15 protein-coding genes and 1 pseudogene are annotated in these 26,762 nt (G+C 39.7%); all 16 read left to right on the top strand.

The window, feature by feature from the left end; all coding sequences use genetic code 11:
- Positions 1–17 precede the first annotated feature (17 nt).
- Positions 18–1,862 (top strand): AAA family ATPase, encoded by a 1,845-nt coding sequence (locus HMPREF9625_RS09255; protein ID WP_242822678.1) that lies wholly within the window; start codon positions 18–20, stop codon positions 1,860–1,862.
- A 1,139-nt stretch (positions 1,863–3,001) separates the two neighbouring features.
- A complete protein-coding gene (locus HMPREF9625_RS09245; RefSeq protein WP_009534428.1) occupies positions 3,002–3,604 on the top strand; it encodes a DUF1819 family protein in 603 nt (200 codons plus the stop codon).
- Positions 3,601–4,182 (top strand): DUF1788 domain-containing protein, encoded by a 582-nt coding sequence (locus tag HMPREF9625_RS09240; protein WP_009534427.1) that lies wholly within the window; start codon positions 3,601–3,603, stop codon positions 4,180–4,182. The genes HMPREF9625_RS09245 and HMPREF9625_RS09240 overlap by 4 nt, the downstream gene beginning before the upstream one ends.
- Positions 4,183–4,191: 9 nt before the next feature.
- Positions 4,192–7,836: a BREX system P-loop protein BrxC gene (gene brxC, locus HMPREF9625_RS09235; RefSeq protein ID WP_009534426.1), complete on the top strand. Its 3,645-nt coding sequence runs from the start codon at positions 4,192–4,194 to the stop codon at positions 7,834–7,836.
- A 27-nt stretch (positions 7,837–7,863) separates the two neighbouring features.
- Entirely contained in the window at positions 7,864–11,514 is a 3,651-nt protein-coding gene (gene pglX, locus HMPREF9625_RS09230) for a BREX-1 system adenine-specific DNA-methyltransferase PglX (RefSeq protein WP_009534425.1), read from the top strand.
- An 11-nt stretch (positions 11,515–11,525) separates the two neighbouring features.
- A complete protein-coding gene (locus HMPREF9625_RS09225) occupies positions 11,526–12,557 on the top strand; it encodes a Fic family protein (protein ID WP_009534424.1) in 1,032 nt (343 codons plus the stop codon).
- Positions 12,544–15,066, top strand: coding sequence for a BREX-1 system phosphatase PglZ type A (gene pglZ, locus HMPREF9625_RS09220; RefSeq protein ID WP_009534423.1), 2,523 nt, complete (start codon positions 12,544–12,546; stop codon positions 15,064–15,066). The genes HMPREF9625_RS09225 and pglZ overlap by 14 nt, the downstream gene beginning before the upstream one ends.
- A gap of 22 nt (positions 15,067–15,088) precedes the next feature.
- The gene (brxL, locus tag HMPREF9625_RS09215) at positions 15,089–17,149 is read left to right on the top strand and encodes a protease Lon-related BREX system protein BrxL (RefSeq protein WP_009534422.1); all 2,061 of its coding nucleotides are present in this window, start codon (positions 15,089–15,091) and stop codon (positions 17,147–17,149) included.
- Positions 17,150–17,298: 149 nt separating this feature from the next.
- Complete coding sequence (locus tag HMPREF9625_RS09210) at positions 17,299–18,000, top strand: DUF4160 domain-containing protein (RefSeq protein ID WP_009534421.1); 702 nt, start codon at positions 17,299–17,301, stop codon at positions 17,998–18,000.
- Positions 18,001–18,348: 348 nt separating this feature from the next.
- Positions 18,349–18,495: a hypothetical protein gene (locus tag HMPREF9625_RS11340; protein ID WP_154650198.1), complete on the top strand. Its 147-nt coding sequence runs from the start codon at positions 18,349–18,351 to the stop codon at positions 18,493–18,495.
- Between the two features lie 234 nt (positions 18,496–18,729).
- Positions 18,730–18,930 (top strand): annotated as a pseudogene (locus tag HMPREF9625_RS09205) (DNA-binding protein); the annotation flags it as partial.
- Between the two features lie 317 nt (positions 18,931–19,247).
- The gene (locus HMPREF9625_RS09200) at positions 19,248–22,247 is read left to right on the top strand and encodes a TOTE conflict system archaeo-eukaryotic primase domain-containing protein (protein WP_009534419.1); all 3,000 of its coding nucleotides are present in this window, start codon (positions 19,248–19,250) and stop codon (positions 22,245–22,247) included.
- 276 nt (positions 22,248–22,523) lie between these two features.
- Positions 22,524–23,612 carry a hypothetical protein gene (locus tag HMPREF9625_RS09195; RefSeq protein ID WP_009534418.1) on the top strand — a complete coding sequence of 363 codons (1,089 nt, stop codon included), beginning with the start codon at positions 22,524–22,526 and terminating at the stop codon, positions 23,610–23,612.
- A 177-nt stretch (positions 23,613–23,789) separates the two neighbouring features.
- Positions 23,790–24,149: a type II toxin-antitoxin system RelE/ParE family toxin gene (locus HMPREF9625_RS09190; protein WP_009534417.1), complete on the top strand. Its 360-nt coding sequence runs from the start codon at positions 23,790–23,792 to the stop codon at positions 24,147–24,149.
- Positions 24,142–24,441 (top strand): helix-turn-helix domain-containing protein, encoded by a 300-nt coding sequence (locus tag HMPREF9625_RS09185; protein ID WP_009534416.1) that lies wholly within the window; start codon positions 24,142–24,144, stop codon positions 24,439–24,441. Before HMPREF9625_RS09190 ends, HMPREF9625_RS09185 begins: the two co-directional genes overlap by 8 nt.
- A gap of 329 nt (positions 24,442–24,770) precedes the next feature.
- A complete protein-coding gene (locus HMPREF9625_RS09180; RefSeq protein ID WP_009534415.1) occupies positions 24,771–26,759 on the top strand; it encodes a DUF438 domain-containing protein in 1,989 nt (662 codons plus the stop codon).
- The last annotated feature ends 3 nt before the right edge of the window (positions 26,760–26,762 follow it).

Here is a 26,762-nt window from a genome sequence, read left to right as displayed (position 1 = left end):
ACTAGTAATTGAACAACGTGTTAAAACCTAAGAGTTTAATTTTAAATTCTTTTAGAAATTTTCAGAAAGTTGAAATACAGTTAGGGAATAAGATAACGCTAATAAGTGGACAGAATGGGGTAGGTAAATCAAATATTCTTTCACTAATTGCTTCTGGGTCAGGCTTGAGTCAAAAAGCAATTTTAGGCAGTAACTTTCAACCTGAGTTTAATGAATTTTTTAATATAGATCCGTCGGAAGATTATGATAATTATGAATTATACATAGAGTATACCTGTGAAGGTAAATATGCTCTTGGAAAAAAATTAACATTCAAAGATGACACATCAACTAATAGAGGAATTAGAATAATACCTAGAACGACAAACTACTTTTCTCGGATCAAGCAGGGCGATGCAGAAAATGCTGCTAAAAATGATTATGGCGTTGGTGGTGCAGCTCGTGTGGGAATACCAACAATTTATTTAAGTCTATCCAGACTTTATCCATTGGGAGAAAACAGAGAAAAAGTTAAAGTAAAGAAGATACGTTCAAATAACGTGTTAAATCGAGTTGATGTACGTGAAAAATTTAAGACTTGGTATAATACAGTCATACCGAACGCAATAAAAGATGATGAGACTGTTAAGGTTATTGAGAAAAAAGCATGCCCACGTGAGTCAATGCATATGAACATTAACAATACTCCTACTTTATCTCAATCTATAGGGCAAGATAACGTGGGTAACATTATTAGCGCATTAGTAGATATTTATTTGTTATCTTCAAAACCAGAATATACGGGAGCACTGTTGTGTATTGATGAAATTGATGTCTCGCTACATCCTGATACACAGATAAATATGCTTAATTTATTAGATTATTTGTCAGATGAGTATAATATTCAAATTGTTGTCAGTTCGCATTCCTTAACATTAATAAAAGAATTGTTGAAGAAAGAACATATGAATTCTGATTCTTATAGGATAGCTTATATCAAGAACCCCATGGCACCATATGTTTCCGAACAAAAAAGCTATGATTTACTTAAAGCAGATATGTTTGGTAATTTGAATTTTATGAAGCCTAAGGTGAGAACCTATTTCGAAGATAAAGTGGGACAGACTTTATTTGGAATTTTTATTGATGCATATAAGGATATATATGCTGCTATAGCAAAAGATCCAGAAGGACAAATACTTCGGAACGTACCGGATAACTACAAGAATTTAAATTCAAGTATTTTAGAGGTGAGAGAAATAAATGATATTCGGGAATATTTAAACGAAATTCCCGTAGGTCTTGGCTGTGAAGAATTACTAAAACTAAACAATGCAGACAAATTTTTCAATAGAGTTATAACAGTTTTGGATGGAGATTCAAGATTAAAGGATTCTAATCAAAAACCTAAGATTAAGGATTTTTTAGATGAAGAATATGTGCCTGAAATAGAACTTCCCAATGGAAAAAAGGAAAAGCTAAACACAAGACAGCATGACACTAATGTTTGCTTCTTTCCTGATTATTTCGCACCAGAATCTTTTTTGTATTCAATAATTTACAAACTTTGTAAAGAGCCTATTATTTACTCGGATTTTTGGAAAAGCGTAGATATGCAAGAAGAAACTGCACTTTTTACCACAGACAGAGTTAAAAATCTTTTTGCTAGATTACCTAAGGATTTCAATAATGATAATTTGAAAGATATATTTAAAGAAGTCGATAGTGGAAGTGAGGTTTGGAAATTTGTTCTCAAAACAGAGATGGTCAAATATTATTTTTATGACTATAAAACCGTCAATAAACTTAAATGGTTTATGGAAAATCTTGTACAGGCTTTCAATATGGCATATCCACTAACTATTAGTAATCGATATTGTTAGGTGCAATGAAAAATAAGTTATTTTATGAAGTAAGCTATACCAGAAACGTATACTACACCATCTACAATGACATGTGATATCACGAATCTAGTAAGAGAGAGTAGAATTCTTTGACAACGGATCAGGAAACTGTCATATCGATAGAAGGAGTGTCCTAGGATCACTTTAGGATATCTGAAAAGTTCAGAATCATTATGAAGTATATTAGATTATGAAAAAGCTGGATCCTTGTTCAGTTTAAAAACTTTCGAAGTTTTAAGATGAGATCTGGCTCATCCATTAATTCAGCAGCTTGGGCACTGATGTGCTGCCTTTTTGCAGCTGCAACTACTGCAGAAACGGTGTCTCGTGATATGCCGAGAGTATCGGCCGCTTTCCTCTGGCTGAAACCGGAATCACAGCATTGCAAAATTTGTTTTTCTTTGGATATTCTGAGTCCTCCTTTCAATGGGTCCGGCACAATTGCCGTAAATTTATTGTAGGATATGGCTCTGAACATCTGAATGACATTTGATTCCGCATGGCTCTGCCACTCGGATTTGGTAGCTCTGAGTATCGGCTTCAGTGGCTCTCAAACGCCGGAATAATGTAAATGGTAAATAACCTGTCATCTTTTTTCTCTTCACAAAAATTGAAATAATCGTGAAAAGTGTGAAAAGTTGAACGCACTTTTTCCACTTTGCACCCTATCTCAGGGAGGAATTCAAGATGAACACAAAACTTGCTACAGGCAGGATGCGAACAGGGCAATGGGCTGATACTATTAAAGATTATATTAGTAATGATATATTCGTCGTCATAAAAAAGATAATGATAGTATAAAAAGTATATAAATTAATAATCAAAAAGTCTTTTGTGCAAAATTCAAGAATAATGGTAGCAATTCATTAGCTACCAGCTACACATTTCTATGAAATAACAATCACTTTATGGTACAATCAACTCCGAATGACTTACATCATTTATATGTATTCAAAATTGAAAGTATAGGCATTTTGAGCTTTCTTTGAAAGCTTATTTAAACAGTTAGTAATTAAAGATATCAAGATTGCTTTTAAATCAATTATTATCCTGATTTTAAACCAAGCCCGGATAATTGGACAACCAATTCCTTATAATGAAGAATGGAGTTATTGAAAATGAATAGAAAGGATTACAGTGCCGGTGCTGTAAAACATGCTTTTTGGTTTATGGAATTCCGTAAGGTAGTTTCTCTTCGCCTGGAGGGAAAGACCTGGGAAGAAATAAAGCAGTTAAATGAAAATGAGAACATCTTTGGTGCGCCCACAAAACTGCGTGCAACTCAGATCTTTAATACAGTATCCGCTAGGGTGAAAAGCCTAGATGATAGTTTCTATCCTATTTTTGATGCATGCGATCTGGCATCTCAGAAATTATTTGCCTTGGTCGCTGCCATGACTTACGATGTTCTATTTGGGGATCTGGTTTATGAGCTGGTTCGTGAGAAGATGATTATTGGTAGTAACGAATTGGCAGACAGTGATTTGCGGATTTTCTTTAAGGACAAACAGCAACAAGACGATAAAGTTGCCAAATGGACAGAGGCAACAATCAAGAAGCTGATGGTAACATACAAATCTATGCTTTTTGAAGCTGGTGTAACGAATAAAGCGAAGGATATCCGGGAAATATATAAACCATTGCCTGATCCTGCAATGGAAGGCTGGATGAAAGAGCAGGGGATGATGTATCAGCTAAAGGCAATTATGGGGGTAAGATGATGGCAGGACTTGAAGAAAGGTTAGATAAGATGGAACTTGCCATTCGTAAGCAGACTTTCCGTGAAAATAGTGGCCGGGCAAACGAAGTCAATTTCTGGGTATTTGATTATGATCCGAAAAAAGAATTGGAAGTACGGGAACGTATTGAATACATGAAGAAGAAAAATGAAAAAGGCACAGAGGGATTTCAACTAATTGTTTTCGACCTTTATGACATGATTATGGAATATTTGGAAGAAAAAGATTTTGTAAATTCCTATGGACGGTTCGAAAAAAGGCGCGGATTCGATTATATTATCCGGGCAGTTTCTACATCCATGAAAATGAATGAAGATGACAGCATTCTGATTCGGAAAATTGTTGAGCAAACACCGGAGAATGCTGTTGTTTTTCTGACTGGAGTAGGGAAATGTTATCCGCTTTTACGGTCGCATAAAATCTTGAACAACCTACATCAGTCCGTATTAAAGGCATCAGTGGTGTTATTTTTTCCCGGTACCTATACTGAGCAGGAACTAATCCTATTCAATGAGATCAAAGATGATAATTACTATCGCGCATTCAAACTGGTGAAGTGAGGTAACAATATGCAGATTAAAGAGATGTTCAAAAAGTCTATTACAAGAGATATCCAAGGTGTTGTAATTGCCGGACAAGGGGAAAAAAACAATATTGCGACAGAGTTGGAAGAGTATGTTGTGACACCTGAGTTGCAGCGTCATTTCGCAGATTTCTTTTCTGCATATGCTAAAGGAGTTAATGGCGAGACCACAAAGATGGGAGTCTGGATCTCCGGCTTTTTTGGAAGTGGTAAATCTCACTTTCTAAAAATCTTATCGTATATTCTGGATAATGAAATCATCGGGAGCAAGCATGCTATCGATTATTTTTTTTACGATAAAAAGATTTCTGATCCAATGGTGCTTGCGGATATGCAATTAGCAGCAAACACGCCTGCAGATATCATCATCTTCAACATTGACGCGAAGAGCGAGGCTGATGGAAAGTCCAATAAAGATGCGATAGTAAATGTATTCCTAAAGGTATTTAATAATTCTCTGGGCTTTTGTGGAGCAATTCCCTATTTAGCAGACTTGGAGCGTAAGCTTAGCGAGGATGGAAAATACGAAGAATTTAAAGAGACGTACCAAAAAGTGACTGGCCATGACTGGTATTCGGAACGCCATGAATTCCTTTCTCGGCAGGATGGCGTTGTTGATACCTTAATCGAGATGGGCTACATGAGCGAGAAAGCAGCTTGGAACTGGTGTGATGCTGCTATTGGGGATTATCAGATCAGTATTGAGGATTTTGCAAAGCGTGTGAAATCCTATATCGACCGAAAAGGCAATAATCACCATGTAGTATTTCTCGTTGATGAAATTGGTCAATACATTGGAGATGATTCCAAGCTTATGTTAAATCTTCAGACCGTGACGGAGGAATTAGGGAAAGAGTGTAAGGGTAAGGCTTGGGTCATTGTGACCAGCCAGCAGGATATTGATTCCATCACCAAAGTGAAAGGGAATGACTTTTCTAAGATTCAGGGACGCTTTGATACTCGTTTGTCTCTGTCCTCTGCGAATGTCGATACCGTCATCAAGAAAAGAATCCTGGACAAGACCGATACTGCTGCACAGACACTTCGCCTCTTGTATGAGCAGAAAGCTACGATCATCAAAAATTTGATCGTCTTTAATGATGGAGTAGAGAAGAAGCTGTATGGAAGCGATAGAGACTTTGCAGAAGTTTATCCCTTTATTCCGTATCAATTCAACCTGCTGGCAAGTGTACTTACCTCCATTCGTACGCACGGGGCATCCGGAAAGCACTTGTCTGAAGGAGAGCGTTCCATGCTGGCGCTATTTAAAGAATCTGCGATGGCACTTAAGGATGAAGAGGCAGGAGCAATTGTGCCTTTTCATCGGTTTTATGATGCATTGGAAAATTTTCTGGATCACAGCCATAAGGGCGTTATCATCAAAGCCTACGACAACAGCTATATCAATCCGGACCATAAGGAAAAAGATGTTTTTGCTATTAATGTGCTGAAGACTTTGTTCATGATTAAGTATGTTCTGGAAATTGAGTCTAACATTGATAACATTACCAGTTTAATGGTCGATAACATTGATGATGATCGCATTGCTGTGAAGAGCAGAGTAGAAGAAGCGCTGAAGGTTCTTATGCGACAGATGCTGGTGCAGAAGAATGGCTCCAATTATGTTTTCCTGACCGATGAAGAGCAGGAAATTAATCGTGAGATTGACAGCCAGAATGTAGAGATAGCGGAAGTCATTAACAAAGTATCTGAGATGATCTTTGAAGATATTTTCACAGATAAAAAATATCGCTATCCAGCCTTCAATGGGCGATATTCCTTTAGTTTCAATCAGGCTGTAGATGACAGACCATACAAGGCAAGCCAGAACTATGATATCGGTGTTCGTATCCTGACACCCTGGTACGAGGGGGGAAATGATGATCTTACCCTTCGTATGATGTCCGGACAGAAGAACGAAGTCTTGCTGTCACTACCAAACGATGCTGCATTCTTGGAGGAAATTCGGCAGTACCTAAAGATTGAGAAATTCCTACGGCTTAATACCTCTACACAGCTTGCAAAGTACGAAACCATCAAAGAAGCAAAGCGTGTAGAAATGCGTGAGAGGAATGCCAATGCAAAACTCTATCTGACAGAGTGCATGAAAGAAGCGACCATTTATGTGAATGGCGATGTTCCCCGTATTTCTGGAAAGGAAGTATCCACCAGAATTTCGGAAGCGATGGGGAAGCTGGTGCAGACGGTTTATAATAAGCTGTCGTATATTACGGCTGCTATGGGAGAAATGGAAATTCGAAAGATGTTCCATTCTTCTAACCAGATGAATTTGGGCTTAGATGACGCAGAAGCAAACATCCATGCACTGGATGATGTATTACAATTTATCGCATCGAATACCCGTATACATATAAAAACCTCTATGAAGACGGTGAAGGACCGTTTCATGAAGGCTCCTTATGGATTTGTGGAAGACGATGTGCATTGGCTTGTGGCAAGGCTATTTAAACGAGGGGATCTTGCCTTTACTATGAACGGAGTAAGCGTTAACCAGAATAATAAAACTGAAGAAGAATTGATCGATTTCATCACGAAAAAAGCATTTGTTGAGAAGCTCCTTATGGAAGAGCGAATTCGTGTAAATGAAAAAGATAAGAAAGCTGTCCGCGATATCATGAAGGAACTCTTTGGTGTTTCCAGCAGTGCAGAAGATGAAGACAGTATCATGAAGAATTTTCAGAAATATGCGCAGAATATGATTAATGAGATTCTCCGTCTAGAACCAGAGTACAAGAAATATGCCACCTATCCCGGCGAGAAAGTTTTGCACTCCGGAAAGATCTTACTTGAAGAGGTAATGCAGATACAATCTCCCTTAGAGTTTTTCCAGCAAGTATCTAAAAAGCAGGATTACTTCTATGATTTTGCGGAAGATTTTGAGCCGGTGAAGATTTTCTTTTCAGGAGAGCAACAGAAAATCTTTGCCAGAGCACTGGATATGCTGGCAATTTACGATGATAGCAAGACATATATCGTGGATGAGGCCTTGGAGAAAATTGTTGCTGACATGCGGCACATCGTAAGACAAGACAAACCCTATCAAAATATTCCGAAGCTTCCGGAGCTTCGTAGCCAGTTTAATGAGGCTTATGGAAAGATACTGTCGCAGGAAGAAGAACCTGTGTTGGATGCTATTCATCATGCAAGAGAACGTGTGCTGGAGGTTCTGAATACAAAGGAATATGCTGCGTCAAAGAAGAAAAAATATCTAGACCTCTTTAAAGAAATTCAGGATGGAGCAGAAAAATGTAATAATGTATCTTCTCTAAGAAGTTTTGCAGATAAAGCGGATGCTCTTAAGATTCGCCTCATGAACGAAATGGATGCGCTTGACCGTCAAATTGCGGAAGAAAAATCGTTGATAGCCAAGAAAGAAGCGGAGGAGGCTGCTCAAAAAGCAAAAGAGGAAGGAAGAGCTGTTCCAATCCATGTAGCAGAAGAAAAAGCTACTTACCTGAAGAATACGAAGAATGTGACAATTAAAAACATGACGAGGACCTCTTCCTGGAGGTTAGAGAATGAGCAGGATGTAGACCAGTATCTTGCTAAACTTAGACAGGTTCTACTGGAAGAATTGGAAGAGAGTGATATTGTTAATGTTGAGTTTTAATCCATAAAGGAAGGATAAAGTACAGGAATGAATAAGACTGCCATAAAAAACTTTGCCATCTGGGCGAGAAATAAACTGATCGCAGATATCAGTTATCGTGCCGGCCTTATGGGCATTACTGCAGAGGGAATTCAGAAAGCACTACCACAGTCCACTAGAACAACCGAGTTTTATGATATTGGTACTGCAGAACCTTATTCCATCAGTGGCACGGAAGTGAAACAGCGAGAGAAATTGGCGGAATTGATTCGTAAAAAGGAAAAAGAGACGAATTATAAGACTGCATATAAGTACGTGTTAGAGGAGGTTGCCTATACCTGGTTCAACCGCCTGATTGCTGTGCGCTTTATGGAAGTCAATGATTATCTGCCGTCCCATATCCGTGTGCTTTCCTCCGATTCCGGCAAAACAGAGCCAGATTTGGTGACAAATCCCTTCGACGCGGGACTGTCCTTTACTCAAGCGGAGCAGCAGGAAATCATTCGCCTGAAGCAAGAAAATAAGACGGATGAAGCCTTCCGTCTGCTGTTTATCAAGCAGTGCAATGCTTTAAATGAAATCTTGCCTGCTTTGTTTGAGAAAACCAGTGATTATACTGAGCTCTTGCTGAACCTTTCCGTGGTTGACCGGGACAGTGTGCTTTGGCATCTGGTTCACGATATACCGGAAACGTATTTTGATGTGAATCGCGGCGGTCAGGTAGAGATTATCGGTTGGTTATACCAGTATTACAATACCGAGCCGAAAAATGAGGCTTTTTCCAAGAAGGGGAAGATTAGCAAGGAAGAAGTGCCCGCGGTTACGCAGCTCTTTACGCCCGATTGGATTGTCCGCTATATGGTGGAGAATAGCTTAGGCCGTCTTTGGGTAGAGGGGCATCCGAACGATGAGCTGAAAGCCGGGTGGAAATACTATCTGGAAGAAGCGGAGCAGGAGTCGGAGGTACAGGCGCAGCTTGCTGAAATTCGGAAAGAGTATGCCAAGTTAAATCCGGAGGATATCAAAGTAATAGATCCCTGTATGGGCAGCGGGCACATCTTGGTTTATGCCTTTGATGTGCTGATGCAGATATATGAGAGCGCAGGATATGGACAGCGCGACGCTGCCGAAAGCATACTGGAAAACAATCTCTACGGATTGGATATTGATGACCGAGCTTTTCAGTTAGCGTACTTTGCTATCATGATGAAAGCACGGCAGTATAACCGACGGATTCTAAACAGGGAACATAAGCCGAATGTGTACTCGATTCAAGAGAGCAAAGGGATAGACCGAAATCAGCTGAAGTTTTTTGGTGCGGGTTTTCGTGAAATAGAAAAGAAGCGCGCCATCGAGCAGATGAACGGACTTCTGGATACTTTTAAGGATGCCAAGGAGTATGGCTCTATTCTGACAGTAGATCAGTATGATTGGGAGTTGCTGGATCGCTTTGTTTCCAATATTGAAGTGGTTGGTCAGATGAGTATGGACACCGTTGGACTGGATGATACTGCGGAAGAAGTGAAACAGTTGATTGCGCAAGGCAAGGTGCTGGCGCAAAAATATCATGTGACAATTACGAATCCGCCGTATATGGGAAATAATGGTATGTCAGTAAAGCTAACCGATTATTTAAGGAAAGTATATCCCAACAGCAAGTCAGATTTATATTCCGTATTTATCGAATGTTGTGGCTATACGACACTAAAGCATGGATTCAGAGCTATGATTACGCAGCATGGATGGATGTTTTTATCTAGCTTTGAAAAGCTACGTTTAAGTGTTGAAAATGCAGACATTATTTGTATGTCTCATCTTGGGGCGCGGGCGTTTGACGAGATTAGCGGTGAAGTTGTTCAGACAACATCCTTCATTACGCGTAACAGTACATATTCTGGATATAAAGGTACATATGTACGGCTTCTCACATCGACATCAGAATCAGGAAAAGAACAGTTATTCCTTTCAGGGAATAGTAGATTTTACTCCGGACGCGAGTGCTTTGATATGATTCCCGGGGAACCCATTGCTTATTGGTTTAGCGAGCGGTTATTACGTGTATTCAAAAATCAAGCGCTATCGGATGTAGCAAAACCACGACAGGGATTAGCAACAGGTGATAATGACACTTTTCTGAGACTCTGGACGGAGGTAAATATTCGGAGAATTGGATTCGGATATCAAAGTCGAAGTGATGCGAAGAGATCAGGCGCTAAGTGGTTTCCCTGCAATAAGGGAGGCAGTTATAGAAAATGGTATGGAAATAATGACTATATTGTTAATTGGGAGAATGACGGTTTCGAAATAAGGAATAATTATGATAAGAACGGAAAACTTAAGTCAAGACCTCAAAATGTCGATTTCTATTTTAGGGAAGGAATAACTTGGTCCACAATAGCAAGTGGTAATTTAGCTATGCGTTATAGCCCAGTGGGGCATATGTTTGAAACAAAAGGGTCGGTATGCTTTCCAAATAACAAATCACAGTTGCTATACTTACTTGGACTAACGAATACGCCAATTGTTTCAACTATCCTTTCCGTCCTATCTCCAACCTTAGATTTTCATGAAGGACCTTTAGGAAAGGTGCCTGTCATTATTAATGGCGATTACTTTAAAAGTGTATCTGAGCGAGTAAATGAGTGTATTGAGGTGGCCAAAGCGGACTGGGATTCCTTTGAAACCTCTTGGGATTTTGAATCGCATCCGCTGACAAAGCAAGTACTAAGTCATAGCCATTGGAATGCCGAAAGTGTAACGGTTGAATCGTGCTTCCGTGCCTGGTCTGATGAATGCGATAGGAGATTTGAAGAGCTCAAAGCAAACGAAGAAGAACTAAACCGCATCTTCATTGACATCTACGGCTTACAGGATGAATTAACCCCAGAAGTCGAAGACAAGGATGTAACGGTTCGTCGCGCTGATTTACAGAGGGATATCAAGTCCCTTCTTTCCTATGCCGTCGGCTGTATGTTTGGTCGTTATTCCCTCGACACCGCCGGTCTTGCCTATGCCGGAGGCACATGGGATGAGCAGAAATACGAGAAGTTCAAACCGGATGGTGACAATGTGATTCCGATTACAGATGAGGAATATTTGGAGGATGACATTGTATCTCGCCTTTGTGAATTCCTAAAAGTCGTTTATGGTGAAGAGAAACTGGAGGATAATCTTGACTTTATTGCGAAAGCTCTTGGGAATAAAGGTGACTCCAGTCGAGAGATCATCAGGAACTACTTCCTAAATGATTTCATCAAGGATCATTGTCAGACTTATTCTGTGACTGGCTCCGGTAAGCGCCCAATCTACTGGCTCTTTGATTCCGGAAAAAATAACGGGTTTAAGGCATTAATCTACTTGCACCGATATAATGCTGACACTATCGGTAATCTCCGTATCGACTATCTGCATCGTATGCAGCGTATCTACGAGAGTGAGATGAGCCGCATGCAGGATATAATTGACCATAGTACTAATGCCCGTGAAGTAGTGCAGGCAACAAAGCGTCGGGAAAAACTGACTAAGCAGCTAAAGGAATGCCGGGAATACGATGAGAAACTGGCGCACCTCGCGCTATCTCGCATTGAACTGGATCTGGATGACGGTGTAAAGAAGAATTACCGTAAAATACAGACCGCAAATGACGAAAAGTTCTACGAGGTTCTTGCGGATTCAAAGAATATCATGTCGAAGGAATGAGGTTAGATACGATGAGCGAAACATATCAGCCGCCCTTCCGTATGACGGAAGAAATTACAAACTTAATCGTTGAGATTGGTCAATATGTCGGCTCGATCACAACATATGAGTCTATGTACCGGAATCCAGTTCTTCGAAGAGAAAACCGGATTAAATCCATCTATTCCTCATTGGCGATTGAACAGAATACACTTTCTCTTGATCAGGTCAGCGATGTAATCAATGGGAAACGTGTACTTGGTCCGCCGGAGGATATCCGAGAAGTGAAAAATGCGTATGAAGCATATGAGCATGTTTCTGAGCTTGATCCGTACAGCATCAAGAATCTGCTTTATGCCCATAAGCTGATGACGGAAGGTCTGGTAAAAGAGGCCGGGAGATTCCGTAGCGGCAATGTCGGCGTATATGCCGGGGAATGCTTGATTCATGCCGGCACACCGGCAAGGTATGTTCCGGACCTGATTTCGCAGTTGATGGCCTGGCTAAAGGAATCCAAATACCATCCGCTGGTAAAAAGCTGTATCTTCCACTATGAGTTTGAATTCATTCATCCCTTTATGGATGGGAACGGACGAACCGGGCGGCTCTGGCAGTCGCTGATTCTACGGAAATGGAATGACCTGTTTGCGTGGCTGCCGGTGGAAACTCTGGTGCATGAGAATCAGGAAGAGTACTACCGCGTATTGCAGAAGGCAGACAATGCGGGAGATTCTACAGAGTTTGTGGAGTTCATGCTGGGTATGATACGCAATGCACTGAAGGAACTGCGTGACAATCAGAATCATGATACCAATGAGGCCAATGCTGAAGCCAATCGTGAAGCCAATGAAGCTGAAAGTGGAGCGATTGAGGATCAAATCCTGCGACTCATTCGGGCAAATCCTAAAATCTCGCAGACACGGATTGCGGAAGAGATCGGCGTTTCCCGCTCTACGATTCAAAGAGCCTTTGCCAAGCTGATGGAGGGCGGACTGGTTCGGAGAAGCGGCGGAACACGGGGATCTTGGATCATACAGGAGAAACACGGATATGGCAGAGCTTAACCTAAAACAAATCATTGACCGATTGAATGCCGAGTTTACGGGGGATACTCGTAAGCTTGTTTTCTGGTATGACGATAAGGCTGAGTTTGCAGAAGATATTGATGCTATAGAACTGGATAATGCCAAAGTCTATAAGCTAGAGCCTGATAATCAATTTATGACAAAGCGCTTTCTGGAACGCGAAGATACGAGTACGAACTACCTGATCTATGCGCCGTTTCCTAAGCCGGATGTAAAGGATAATCACTTGGAAGACACGTTGCTATACTCCAAGCGTTTTTTTGCAGACCGGGCATCCTTACTTTCTGTAGATCTTGGCATTGAGGAGAAATATAAGCCCATCATCGAAAAGCATATCAAGTTCTTTGCTAATAAAGAAAGAACGCAACGTTTTTATGATTTGGAAATTGAAAATTTTAATGAGGAAAATATTCTAGTTGGTCTTTTGAGTGCAATTTGCAAGACTCGTACTTGCACTTTTGAAGAGGTGCTACGCGTCGTACTTACAGAGGGAACGTTGGAAGAGAATAAATCTCTCTTAGAAATGGAAAAATACGATCTCCAGAATTCTTTCTGGAAGCTTTGCGAGCAGCAATTTGGTTATACTGATGAAAAACCGACTTTGGAGAAATTGGTTCTTACCCTGTTTGTGACAGAAACCGCCAGACAACTTGGTAATAACGTGCCACAGAGTTGGAAGGCTTTTATCTCATACAAGGCTGGCAATAGTATAGCTTTTCTGGACAGCTTAATGAACAGCGTATTATACAGTGAGCGTTTTGATCAATTATCCATGCATGTTTCCGATAGCTTGAATATATCGGCAACATTTAAAGAGATGGAAGCGGAGGAACTGACGGAAGTAGATACCTTTATTGCAGCTGACCAGGTTTTGGTAAAATGGATTGTAGAACGCCTGATAGCGGAAGACACTGGTGCAAAGCTCAATCAGACTGGTATACCGGAGCTCTGTGAGAAGCGGATGAAAATGCACTTTGGAAGTCGGACAAGGAAAATATATCGATTACTACTTAGTGCATATCACCTGCTTTTAGCAGCAAATTATAATTGCCCAGATGAGTTCAAGGAGATCATTAAGCAGTATCGGGAAAAAGATTATAAGACCGATCAGGAATACAGAAAATTCTACTATAACTTTGATCAGATCGAGGATACCGGAGCTTTTGAAAGCCTTCGAAATTTAGTCGAAAATATCTATACCAATGAGTATCTTGGCAAGATTATGCCCATGTGGAATGAAGGAATCGAAGAGAATAATGCTTTTCATGAGATTCCTTTGCAGCGTGATTTTTATAACCACTATCTAAAGTATGCGAAGGAGAGGACTGTTGTTATCATTTCGGATGCTATGCGTTATGAGGTGGGAGAGGAACTGTTTAAACGGATGATAGATGATCCGAAGTGCATTGCCAAAATAGAAGTTCAGCTCTCCGTATTGCCTTCTTATACGCGGCTCGGTATGGCGGCCTTGCTTCCCCACCAAAAACTTGTTATGACAGACGACTTCCGTGTATTAGTGGATGACGTACTTTGTAATGATCTAGTAGGAAGACAAAAGGTGCTACAAAAGCATCAGGAAGATAGTATCTGCGTTCAGTTTGATGAAATAAAAGGACTAAAGAAAAATGAACTTCGTGACATTTTCACCGGTAAGCAGCTGGTCTATGTCTATCATAATCAGATCGATGCACGTGGGGACAAGGCTACGACGGAGGACGAAGTGTTTGTTGCTTGTGAGGAAGCGATAGCTGAGATTATGGAGTTGATTCGTAAAATCTCCACCAATGCGAATACCTATCGCTTTGTGGTGACATCGGATCATGGGTTTATTTACAAGCGGGACAAACTCTGCGAAAGTGACAAGATTAGCACAATCAGTGATAAACAGGCATTCATCAATCGACGATTTGTTGTGGCGAAAAGTGCTTTAATAGCCGAGGGTGTGAAGAGCCTTTCTATGGGGCGGATCTTGGATAATGATGATACAAAGGTTGTTTCTTTCCCTGTTAGTAGCAATGTTTTTAAGGTTACTGGAGGAGGACAAAACTTTGTTCATGGTGGGTCATCTCCACAGGAAATGCTTGTACCGGTATTGGATATCAAGATGGAACGTGGTCATATGGAAACTAGACCGGCACAGATTGCCCTTGTTAGTATTGTCCAGAAGATTACAAATTTAATTACAACCATGGATTTCATTCAGTCCGAAGCGGTCACGGATATGATTAAAAAGACCACCTATAAACTGTACTTCATCTCTGAGGATAATGAAAAGATTTCCAATGAGAATACGTATATTGCAGACAACCGCGAAGTAGATGCGCAGAAGAGAATTTTCCGCATGCGATTTACATTCAAGAATAAGAAATACGACAAGAATAAGCAATATTATCTTGTTGTTTATGATGATGCAACTGGAATTGAGAGCTTCCGTCATCCTGTAATTATGGATTTGGCGTTTGCTGATGATTTTGGTTTCAGCTTTTAATCAATAGAACGGAGGCTAAGACGTGTCGGAATTTTTAGAGACAGATGATAAAAGAATTGTACTAAAAAACAAGCTTCGTCAGTATTTTGATGGAAAGATTGTGAGAAAGGATCTGACAAAGAAGATCAAAGAAGGAGCGAATGTGCCTGTCTATGTATTGGAGTTTCTACTCGGACAGTATTGCAGCTCTGATGATCCGGGAGTGATTGAAGAAGGCGTTGAGAATGTGAAGAGAATTCTTGCCGATAATTTCGTGCGTCCGGATGAGGTTCAGAAAATTCTTTCCGTCCTCCGTCAGCGCGGTAGTCATACTGTGATTGATATGATTACAGTGAATTTGGATATTAAGCATGACTGCTATGTTTCTGATTTTTCGAATCTTGGTCTCAAAGGAATTCCCATTGATGAGGAATACCCTACAAAATATGACAGACTCCTCTGTGGCGGTATCTGGTGTATCGTACAGCTGGATTATGAGTTTGTAGAGGAAGAGAAGAAAGGAACTCCGATTCATATCCGAAAGTTGACGCCGATTCAGATGCCACATGTGGATATCGATGAACTGAAACTTGGCCGAAAAGCATTTACCAAGGATGAGTGGATTGAAGTCTTGCTTCGCTCCATTGGCATGGAGCCTGACGAGCTCCAATATCGGGAAAAGTGGCTGCTCCTCACAAGAATGCTACCCTTGATTGAAAATAACTTTAATCTTTGTGAGCTTGGCCCGAGAAGTACCGGTAAATCCCATCTATTCAAGGAAATATCCCCGAATAGTATTCTGGTTTCCGGTGGACAGACAACAGTGGCAAATCTGTTTTATAACATGTCTAGGAAGCAGGTGGGGCTTGTTGGTCTCTGGGATTGTGTGGCATTTGATGAAGTGGCCGGCATCCGATTCAAAGATAAAGATGGCGTGCAGATCATGAAGGATTATATGGCATCCGGCTCTTTTGCTCGTGGAAAAGAGGAGAAGGCAGCCTCTGCTTCTATGGTATTTGTCGGCAATATCAATCAGAGTGTAGACGTCCTTCTAAAGACCAGCAGTTTGTTTGATCCATTTCCACCAGAAATGGGCACAGATACGGCATTTCTAGATCGTATGCACTGCTACATTCCTGGATGGGAAATTCCGAAGTTTCGTCCGGAACACTTCACGGATCATTATGGCTTTATTACGGACTATCTGTCAGAATTTCTCCGTGAGCTTCGGAAAGAGCAGTACGGAGATGCTCTGGACAAGTATTTCCGCTTGGGAAAGAACTTAAACCAGCGAGATACTATTGCAGTTCGGAAAATGGTGGATGCTTATGTGAAACTTCTTTATCCAGATGGCATATTTGACAAAGAACAAATCGAAGAGATTCTGTCTATTGCTCTTGAAATGCGCCGTCGTGTGAAGGAGCAACTGAAAAAGCTTGGAGGGATGGAGTTCTATGATGTGAATTTCTCATACATCGATAATGAGACATTTGAGGAGCACTATGGCTCTGTTCCGGAACAAGGAGGGGGAAAGCTGATTCCTGACGGCACGTGTAATCCTGGGCAGGTTTATACGATATCTCATGGAAAATCTGGAATGCTTGGAGTGTTTCGCCTTGAGTCTCAGATGCTGTTGGGAAATGGAAAGTTTGACCGCACAGGTCTTGGCTCAGATCGGGAATGCCGAGAAGCTTCCAACACAGCCTTCAGCTTTTTAAAAGCAAATGGGAACCGGATCAGTGCTAGTATAAGCACAAACACTAAGGATTATATTGTAAATTATCAGGATTTACAGGGTATTGGAATGACCAATAAGCTTGCACTCCCTACATTGATTGCGCTCAGCTCCATCGCCCTAAACAAACAAACGATAAGTTCTCTGGCAGTGCTGGGAGAAATCAGCATCAGTGGAACTATCATCAAGGTGGATGAACTTGCTAATGCACTGCAAGTTTGTTTGGATTCTGGCGCAAAAAAAGTACTACTACCAATAACCTCGGCAGGAGATTTGGGTGCAGTTCCCGCAGAACTTGTCGGATGCTTTAATCTAATTTTCTATAATAGCGCTGAAGATGCGGTGTATAAGGCGTTGGGGGTTGAGTAGAGATTTATTCCTAGGAAAACAGAGTAAAGCTATGGAAAGAGTAATTTACAGGATCTGCAAAGGAATTATGTTACCAGCTCAATTTAGGACGTAGTGCGTCTTGAATTGAGCTGAACTTATCTATATAGAATTGTCTTAGGAGGAAAGGAATGAATAAAAAGATTAAAGTATGCTATAGAATTGCATTTGATAATGGAAAAGAAATATATACATCTAATTCTCCAGGAATAGCTGTACCAGAGTTTAGTGTAGCAAGACGTACCAGCGATGAAGAAGCTGAGTTAAACTTTGAAAAATATTCCCATGGAGAGTTTGTTTTTGAGTATGGAGAGAAAGATACAATAGATTATTTAGTACGAGAGTTATTTAAGAAAATGGATTACTATTATGACTCAGCATTTGAGTATGGTCCTTTACCATTGTTTTTCATGCAAGATAAGACTTTATATGGAATCGAAGATTTATCCATGAACTTTATGTCATTAATAGATAGGCTAGATATTGATAAAGATAATTTGTTGATTTACCTAATATATTGTCATCAAGCAGGTTCTGTATTGCCAAAAGAAGATGGAATTTCATATCGAATGTATTCTAAGGAACAGGGAAAGCACAATATTCCCCATATACACATAGAATATGATGGATATAAAGAGGCAAGCATATCAATATTAAATGGCACAGTATTATCAGGAAAAGCACCTAAAAAGGTGTTAAAAATTGTTCAAAAAAGAATAATTGATAATCAAGAATATTTGTTATCTTGCTGGAATAAATTGACAGATGGAATATCTATAGATGTGGAACACTTTCTAAAAAATAAAGAAATATTGCATAGAAAATTCAACTAGACTAATTTGATTTAAAACCAGATTTTATTCGTAAATGGTAAATAACCTGTCATCTTTTTTCTCTCCATAAAAATTGAGATAATCGTGAAAAGCGATAAAAGTTGAAGGCACTTTTTCCACTTTACAAACTTTTTCCACTTTGCACCCTATCTCAGGGAGGAATTCAAGATGAACACAAAACTTGCTACAAGTAGGATGCGAACAGCGCAATGGGCTGACATTATTAAAGATTGCAAGGAGAGCGGTCTAAAAGTAGATGACTATTGTGCCCGGCATGGACTCTCCAGAAATGCCTACTTCTACTAGCTTAGAAAAGTAAAGGAAGCCGCCCTTACGCAGAGTGGATTTGTGGAAGTACGGCAACAGGTGGCGGTTTCCTCCTGCTATCCATCTCCAAAGTTAACAGCTTCCTTAAACGAAATAGTTTTAGGGATTGACGAAAACACGCCGATGGATTTGCTGGCAAACGTTATAAAGGTCTTGAAAAATGCTTAACGATGCTTCCGGATTCAAACACATTTATCTCTGTACCGGATACACAGACCTTAGACGTGGTATTGACGGCCTTATTGATTATTCCGGCGTTTGAGAGCCAATGAATCCGATATTCAGAGCCACCAAATCCGTGTGGCAGAGCCATGTGGAATCAAATATCATTCCGATGTTCAGAGCCATATCCTAGAATGAATTTACAGTAATTGTACTTATTTATTGAAAGGTGCTAAAAAGATGGATTACAAGGTAATGAGAGATAGAATTGAAGATATGGTAAATGATAACCATAGAGATTTTGTTAAGGCGATTATAAGCATAGAAAAAGGCATTAACGATGAAAGTGCTTTGGACAGGCTCTATGACGCTTATATGGACAATGACAGCCTTAATTTGCTGAATGAGGAATTTGACTATATGATTAAGGAATTAAGGGAGTAAGGCAATATGAAAAAAGAGTTATTTAATTGAAAGTCTGTATTGATTGATATAGATATTTACAAAAAAATGCGAGTGTCGGAGATGTCGGAGAAATAGCAGAAAATTGTCGGAGATATTTTGGTATAAGATATTGAGAGGTGACAAATTACTTGCAGTTCTTTAATTATCCGCAATAATTGAGTAAAGTTTAAAAAGTGTTTAAACTTTTCAAACTTTTTACACCTTTCACACTTTTTAAACTGAGACATCACTGTAATACAGAGTATTTTGTGAATCCTATTGAATGCAATAAAATTCCAAACAAAGGCAGATTTATGAATGAGGAAGAGTATTTATCAAGAATCAGACAACTGGAAGAAGAAATCGAATATCTACACAGACTTCTCGCTGACGCCGGAGTTTCTTATGAATTAGAAGTCAAAGAGTCAGAAGACTTCTCTTCGGATAGGAATCCGGCTTTTGAGGAGGATCAAGGAGCTCGTATTCTGCCTGTTAAGATTACAAAGCAGCATGTTCAATATTTCTATCATTTGTTTAAGGGTAGAAATGATGTGTATAGTAAGAGATCCGGAAAAGCAAATAAGAAGACCGGAAAACATGGTTATTATACGCAATGCTGGAATTTTTGGAAGGATGGAATTTGCCCCAAGAAGGATAATCCACAGTTCCATTGTGGAGAATGTCGGAACCAAAGATATAAGGAGCTAACCGGGCAAGTATTATATGAGCACTTACTTGGAGTAAAAGAAGATGCTTCTGATGTTATAGGACTATACCCGATGTTTCCGGATGAAATGATTAATTTTTTGGTATTCGACTTTGATTGCCATGATGAGTTAAACGGTGGGGATGATGGTGCGAATATTGATTCGGAATGGGTAGCGGAAGTTAATGCTTTCAGAAAGATTTGTGAAAATAATGAAGTTCCCATTCTGGTTGAACGATCCCGCTCCGGAAAAGGCGCCCATATATGGATGTTTTTTGAGAAGCCCATTCTGGCAAGTACTGCGCGTCGATTTGGCACGGCACTCTTAACCCAAGGTGCTGAATCTGTAAATATGCGAAGCTTTAAGTACTATGATAAAATGCTTCCGGCGCAGGATCATTTGCCTATTAACACAAAAACAGGAAAGCCGGGACTTGGAAATCTGGTTGCCTTACCGTTGCAGGGACAGGCTCTTAAGCACGGAAATAGTGCCTTTGTGGATGAGAATTGGAATGCTTATCCCAATCAATGGGATTGCTTAAGGGAAATCAAGAAAATTTCTACTGAAACAGTCGAAAAAAAGATACAAGAATGGTCTTTGTCCGGAATCCTAGGTGTACTCAATAATGATTTCAATACGGATACAGTAGACACTGATAGTATAGCGGATGAAAAGGAGACTAAGCCTTGGAAAAAAGGGAAAATAGCTTTTCGTAAAGAAGATGTTTCCGCTACGGTGGAAATCGTTATTGCTGATAAAGTATACATTAGCACAAAAAGCATGAGACCGAGAATGCAAAATGCTTTACGACGTATGGCGGCATTTAGTAATCCTGATTTTTATAAGAAATCTGCTATGGGATTATCAACAAAAGGAATTCCGAGAATCATATTCTGCGGTTATGATGAGGCAGGCTATATCTGTATTCCGCGAGCCTTACTGGAATCGATAGTGGATAGATTCCAAGAAGCGGGCATTCCATTTACACTAACAGATCATAGGACTGTTGGAAATGCATTGGATGTTACTTTTAACGGCACTTTATATGATGAACAGATGAGAGCGGCCAAGGCTATTTTAGAATATGATAATGGTGTTCTTGCAGCAACCACTTCTTTTGGTAAAACCGTTGTTGGCGCGTATATGATTGCAGAAAGAAAAACCAATACCCTGATACTCGTTCATAATACGGAAATCCAGAAGAATTGGATTGAGGATTTAAATATTTTTCTGGATATAAATGCTGAGTTACCGGAATATAAGACAAAAACAGGGAGAGTAAAAAAGAGAAAGAACATTATTGGAAAGCTACATGCCGGTCATAATTCGATGACCGGTATTATCGATGTTGCAATATTTTCCTCCTTGGGAAAGGGGGAAGATATTAATCCCATGCTTGCCCAGTACGGAATGGTGATCATGGATGAATGTCATCATGGAGCGGCTCAGACTGTCGAAGATATTGTCGGTTCAGCAAAAGCGAAATATGTTTATGGCTTAACGGCAACTCCGAAACGGGAAGACGGGCTGGAAAAGAAAGTTTTTATGCAGTTCGGTCCCATAAGATTTCGCTATACGGCAAAGGAAAGAGCGGAAAAACAGGGCATCGACCATTTTGTTTACCCGAGATTTACTAGGCTCGTAAGTGCTTCTAATCTTAAGGTTAACGAAGCGAACAGAGCGGTTATTGAATGCGAATCCAGAAATGAACAGATTATTGCCGATGTAGAGAACTGTATTCAAAACGGTAGAACACCGCTTGTTTTGACGAAGTATAAGGAGCATGCGGAACTTTTATATCAGAGACTACAGGGGAAGGCAGATCATGTTTATCTTTTGCAAGGAGGGGGCAGTAGAAAAGCTAAGGATGAGATGAGAATTCAAATGAGAGCAGTACCGGATGGGGAGTCTATCGTTCTTGTTGCTATCGATAAATATATTGGCGAAGGCTTTAATTTTCCTCGTCTTGACACAATGATGCTTACCATGCCCGCAGCTGCAGAAGGAAATATTGAGCAGTTTGCCGGGCGTTTACATCGAGACTACGAAACAAAGAAAGAAGTAATTATATACGATTATGTGGATTCTCATATACGTGTGCTGGAGAAGATGTATCATAAGCGCCTAAGGACTTACAAGAAAATTGGATATGAAATTTGCAATAATATTAATGTCGAAAAACAGAATGCCAATACTATTTTTGATATAGATACCTATGAAAAAGTATATGAAAAAGATTTGCTGGAGGCAAATAAGGAAATTATTATTTCCAGTCCCGGATTAAATCACGCCAAGGTTGATGCTTTCGTAAAGCTTATAAAACAGAGACAGGAAGATGGAGTTAAGCTTACGGTAATAACCCTTAACCCGGAAGGATATCCTGAAGAAAAGATTGAAGATACAAAGAGACTTGTAGAGATACTTAAAAATTGTGGTGTCAGAATTAAGCTTCAGGAGCATATGCATGAACATTTTGCGATCATAGATGAAGAGATAGTATGGTATGGAAATATGAATTTTCTATCACTAGCGAAAGCGGATGACAATTTAATGCGTGTAAAAAGTAAAGATGTAGCACATGAGTTATTGGAAATAAGCTTTGGATAAGAAATATGCGAAGCTATTATGCTGTGTTCCCAATTCAGAACGCACTGAGTCCTGAATTAAGCTAGACTTATCATCATCCCCAATGAGAATTTCTGGTGAAAAAGCTCTTGAGTTTTACATGGAGGCAAAGACTTTTTGCTAATTCCATGATTTCTTATAACTTGGTTCATATAAGTAAAATAGAATACAAATACATAAAAATAGAATACAAATACATAATAAACTTTACAGATATGTAAAATTGTGGTATGAATAACTCATTAGGAGGATGACATAATGAGGGATTATTATAGTGGTGAAAAGGCATTTGCCAAAGCTAATGTTTTATCAACAGAAGAGACATGTAAAATTTTAGGAAGATCACGGCAACAGCTAAACAATTTAATTAAAAGTAATAATATTGAAGTGTTTAAAGCGTTATCAAATAGTAATCTGTTTTGGAGACCTGAAGTCTATGAATTACTAAGAAAGCTTAATAGGGAAAAATCAAGAGTATTGCATGAAGTTTATGGATACTATACATCTCAAGCACTGGAAGCATTCCATGCTTTAAATATAGATAAAGAAAAAGTAGAAGAAGTTTATGTTTTCTTTTATCAAAGAGATGCAATTTCAAAAAATTTCTATAATATTGTTGAGATTGAAATGCCTAATACCCTAACAAGGATTGAGGGACCAAGATTTGTCATTGTTATGGAAGATGGGGAAGAATATTGGTTTGAGGGCTTAACTTGTGGATATGCAGGTACAGGATGCCATGGAACGGAAACTGTTCTTTCTGAACTCGGAGTTCTTGTAAAACAAAGTGGCTCAATCAATTCAATTATTTCTGATAATAGGATGCTATATTTTTTCAGAAATGAAGACAGAACATGGAATCATGTTGGTGATCCGTCCATTTATGAGGAGCATAAATTGGATTTCCTTTCAGAGCAGAACCTATGGGGAATTGAAGAAAATTTGTATAGATACAATGGATGTTTAGTTCTTACTCAAGGGGCGCGGTTTAAGAGTGTTTATGGCGGTATGCCGGAGCCTTCAAAAGAAGTATTATTTAAATCATTATATTTTGTTCCAAATCCTGTTTCTGTAGAGTTTTTGTCTGAGAAAGATGCAATGAGCACCGGTCATTATCAAACCTTGTATGGCGAGACAGTATTATTTCAAATTGTAATTAAAGATATTTCAGACAGAGAGTTATGGCTGAATTACCCATTTGACAAGATATCACAAAAAAAACAACATAATATGCAAGAACTTCTGTCTGCTTTGGGAGTTCGGATTGAGGAGCAAAGTATTACGGATAAGTTTTTAGATTGGTTAAATATACGTCCTCGCAATATTTATAGACATTATGAAGTTTGATTTTATATATAAATGTTATTATGTGAGACTGAGATTTTATTAGAAGTTAGGTTTGCATGTGACTAGTATGATTAGTTTTAGTAGTAATTTAGATACTATTGATTACCTACAGCTTAAGAAAATTTATGCACTTGACAATATGGGATAAAAACTATATTATTTTATTAGGAGTTTGGAATGAAGTTTGAAGTAGAATTTTATGAGACAAAAAATGGGATTCAACCGGCGAGAAAATTTATTCTTTCACAGGAGAAAAAATTTATTGCTAAAACCCTTGATATGATACAACTTTTACAAGACAACGGATACCAATTACGTGAACCTTATTCAAAAGCTCTAGAGAATGGTATCTTTGAATTGCGAATAAAATTGGGAAATAATATTTCAAGGATTATGTATTTCTTTTATGTGGATCAACATATCATTCTTACAAATGGTTTCATTAAAAAGACACAAAAGACTCCTCGAAATGAAATTGAAAAAGCAAAAAAATATCGGGCAGATTATATGGATAGAAAGGAATCGTACAATGAGTAGAAAGTTTGATGATTTTCTTCAGGAACAACTTCAGGATCCTGAAATTCGAAAAGAATATGAAGCTCTTCAGCCTGAACATACAGTTATTCAGGCTATGATTGATGCCAGAAAGAAATCTGGAATGACACAAAAAGAGCTTGCAGAGATAACCGGTATTGCACAAGGAGATATTAGCAAACTAGAACGTGGTAGTGCCAATCCATCTATTAGAACTCTTCAGCGCTTGGCAAAAGGAATGGGAATGATTCTTAAGATTGAATTTACTCCGGAGCAGGTATCGGTAGTGAAATAGTTTTCGGATCATGTGAAAGACAGAAATTTTCTTGGAATAGACAGTTTGAATGTTGCAAGAAATTTCTGTCTTTACTTTTATTATTATCTATTATCTATTGTTTACCAATGAGGGCAGCTTCGGTTGAAGATACAATATATCACTTCATTTGTTGCCTATGCAACGAAATTATTTTCTTCTTTACTGATAATTAGATTATACTAACAAGAAACATAGTATACTCAGCAGACTAATATCGTAAAAAATGATCTGACTCTCTCCGGCAAGTAAAAAAGTAAACCCGTCTCATGATTGTCAGAAGAAATCGGTGAAATTAGAAGGAGAAGAAAATGGATAAGATTTTGGATTTGGATAAAAGTGTTGCATCCCTTGTAAAGGAGTATCCGGAAGTTGCCGACATCATGGCTAATTTAGGATTCACGGAAATTAAAAATCCTGCCATGCTGGCTTCTGTAGGTCGGATTATGAACCTGAAGAAGGGTTCTCAGATGAAGAAGATTCCTATGGAGGAGATTGTTCGTGCATTCCGGGAAAAGGGATTTGAGATAAGGGAGGGCGGGAAGCCATTTCCTGCTGAATCATCTGATTCAACTAATGAAGCCAAGATAGCTAAGGCATCTGAGGAGATTAAGATAGCTGATGCATATGAGGCAACTAAAGAACCGGAAGATCGTGCAGAAGCCCTGCGTTCGCTTTTGGATCGTCTGTCTGAGGGTGAGGATCTGGAGTCTGTTCGTGCAGATTTTGTACGGGATTTTAAGGACGTGGATCCTGCAGAAATCATGAGGGCGGAGCAAGGACTCATGGAGTCCGGAATGCCTCTTTCCAAAGTACAGAAGCTTTGTGATGTGCATTCGGCTCTTTTCCATGGAGATACCCGGGAAGAAAAGATTGCCAATGCAGAAAGAGCTGTTCAAGCTTCTTTAAAGAATCATGCAGGGAAAGAGGAGAAAAACTACATCAATAAAAGTGTAGAGGAGGAAAGCTTGATTCAGATTCCCGGACATCCTCTTTCCACATTCACGAAGGAAAATGAGGCTCTCGGGCAGTATTTAGAAAGCACGAAGGCAAGATGGGAAAGCTTAGTAGAGAGCCTTTCCGGAAAAGCCGGCGGAAAAGATAAAGCAGAAAAAACAGAAAAAGCAGAAAAAATAGAAGGAGCAGAAGGAGTACAAGGTGCGCAAGGGGGGCCGGATTGGGAAGCTTTGCTGGCTACTTTTTCAGAGGAGCTTGCAAAACTCCGTTCCTTTATCGTGCACTATGCGAAGAAGGGAGACCTTCTCTATCCGCTTTTGAAAGTGAAATACGACATTTCCGGGCCTTCTCAAGTCATGTGGACAGTGGATGATGAGATTCGGGATACTCTGGGAGAACTGAATAGAGAGCTTAGCGAGAAGAGTAAGGGCGTGAGAGCGCTCAAGAACACCGGAGAAGACTGGGATGATGAGGAAGAAGAGTACATTAGGAGTAAGGCAGAGATTGCGGAAAGTATCCTAAACAGCTTTTTCTTAAAGAATTATCTTGCTGTACGAAACCGTATGGAGGAGATGATTTATAAGGAGGAAAATATTCTCTTCCCCATGTGCGCCCTGCAATTTCAAAAAGAGGAGTGGATACAGATTTACTTCGATTCCAAAGACTATGATGCTTGTTTTTCCGTTGAAAATGCAAGTTGGAAGGAAGCGGAAGAAACCGGCAATACTCCGGAAAAGTGGAGAGCAGCCGAAAGTGCAGGAAATTCAGAAAGAGAAAAATCCGGGAAAGAAGCTTCCAAGGAACATTCCGAAGATTTTCATGCTGCTGAACTTCCTCAGGGAGCCGGAAAAATACTGGAGGACTTGCTTCGCAGGGTAGAATCGCTGGAAGGAAAATCCGGAAATAGAGGAGAGTCCCCTTCTGCAAGCGATGGAGAAATCATCATGCCCGGTGGACATTTAAAGAAAAATGAGCTGATCGCCATGTTAAATACCCTTCCGGTGGAGATTACCTTCGTGGATAAGGACAATATCAATCGTTTCTTTAATGAAGGACCAAAGGTCTTTAAGCGCCCGCAAATGGCCATTGACCGGGAAGTATTTTCCTGTCATCCTCCCAAAGTGGAACCTATGGTGCGTATGATTATCGAAAACTTCCGGGATGGAAAGGAAGATGAAGTTCCTATTTGGATGGAGAAAGGCGGAAAGCCATTCTTGGTGCGCTATATGGCTGTTCGGGACAAGGAGCAGAACTATGTGGGAACCCTGGAAGCGGTAACGGATATGACAGAGGTTAAAGAACATTTCCGTCAGTATTTTAAGAGCCATCCGGAGGAACTGTAAAAA

This window comes from Oribacterium parvum ACB1 (assembly GCF_000238055.2).
GTDB classification, from domain to species: Bacteria; Bacillota; Clostridia; order Lachnospirales; family Lachnospiraceae; genus Oribacterium; species Oribacterium parvum.
The sequence above is the reverse complement of the archived record's forward strand: the minus strand, read 5'-3'. Positions and strand labels throughout refer to the sequence as shown.